General features: G+C 34.7%; 2 protein-coding genes. Both read left to right on the top strand.

Annotation, left to right across the window (positions count from 1 at the left end; genetic code table 11):
- Window positions 1–952 (top strand): hypothetical protein (locus tag AB0N14_RS40120; protein WP_366030612.1); only part of this gene is annotated, 952 nt, incomplete at its 5' end.
- A partial coding sequence (locus tag AB0N14_RS40115; RefSeq protein ID WP_366030610.1) for a hypothetical protein occupies window positions 952–1,449 on the top strand: 498 nt, incomplete at its 3' end. The genes AB0N14_RS40120 and AB0N14_RS40115, both read left to right, overlap by 1 nt.

Below are 1,449 nucleotides of genomic sequence, written 5' to 3'. Positions count from 1 at the left end.
TAGGCAAGAAGCGAATGGTGCTACACATGCCTTAAGTGAATATTTGTATAATAGCAATTCTGATTTAAGTTTTTCTAAATTTAAAGATGCAACCGGGACTGCTAATCCTCAAAATTCAGGACTTGGAACCAATGGAACGATTAGCTTTCAAAGTGATGGACTAAGATTTGCAACTCAAGGGACAATGTCAGGATCTCAATTTGCAGGCGGTGGAATGAAAGTTATGACGCTACCGGCTGATTCTAATGGTCACGTTGGTGCTGTGAACTTCTACTCACACTTTAATTTATTTGCTTGGGCGGGAGCTATGGGCCAAACAGGAATCCTCCAAATTCTATTTACTGACATCAATGATAAGTTGGTGGCTGGTTATGGGATTGTCAAAAGTGACATGAGTGGAAATAGTGCTAAATGTTCATTTTGGGTTGGAGGTAATACTCCTAAAGAGTACACATCATTTGGATTTGAAACAAACAATGCCGAAAAAAATCAAAAATATCCTAATAATATGTTTAATAGTTCAACTGGGGATGCCGATTTTTTGAAAGAAGGAGCAAGCCTAGGTTTTTACTGGTACGGAAGCCGTGAAACAATTTATGTTCCAGAACTTGCGGATGTTGAAGTTTCAAAAGTTTACTTGTACCTTGGACAATTTAAGGGTTCGAACAAATTTATCAATAATTTATCAATTAGACAAATAAATCTTACTAAAAATAATGTATCTGTTTGGAAAGATGTTCCTAATCGTTATGCAGCCAACTCTAAAATTACTGTTAATATGAACGGAAAAGACACAGTTGTTATCAACGGTATGCCAGCTATTCAAGAAAAAATTAGAGGCACTGAACCTTTTTCAATCCCTCCTGGTAGAAGTACATTAAAAATCTTGCAGTCTACATGGAATACTACTCCGCCAATTGTTCAAATATCATATAAAGAAAGGAACTTATAATGGAAATAGTCGTTCATGATAATACACTTAAAACCGTAGCAATTATCAATAATGATATACCGATGCTACCTTCTTTTTTCAATGATAATTGGCATCGGTATAAAGACCAAGGAGCAGAAACATTTATATTTACTGTAAATAAATTTATCAACGGCCAGTTACAAGATTACTGCCGTTTTTTAAATGAACAAGCTTATATTAGTTTCACTTATGATGGCATTGACCACTTATTTGGAGTAGAAAATGTTCAAGAAAGTGATTATCAAATTACTTTAACTTGTTCTTCATTGAATTTAGAATTAAGAAATGAGCAAGCCAATGCCTTAGTCAACACATCAAGCCATAATATTCAATGGTACTTTGACCAAATGGGATTAATCGCAAATGCTCAAATAACTATTGGAACTAATGAAGTCTCAAGTCTGACACGAACAATTAATTATGATGGGCAGGAAAGTAAACTTGCCCGTCTAATATCTGTGATTGGAAACTTTGAT

Origin of the sequence: Streptomyces sp. NPDC051104 (assembly GCF_040682835.1) — a bacterium.
GTDB classification, from domain to species: domain Bacteria; phylum Actinomycetota; class Actinomycetes; order Streptomycetales; family Streptomycetaceae; genus Streptomyces; species Streptomyces cynarae.
Note: the sequence above shows the minus strand (reverse complement) of the source record. Positions and strands in the feature narration are given on the sequence as shown.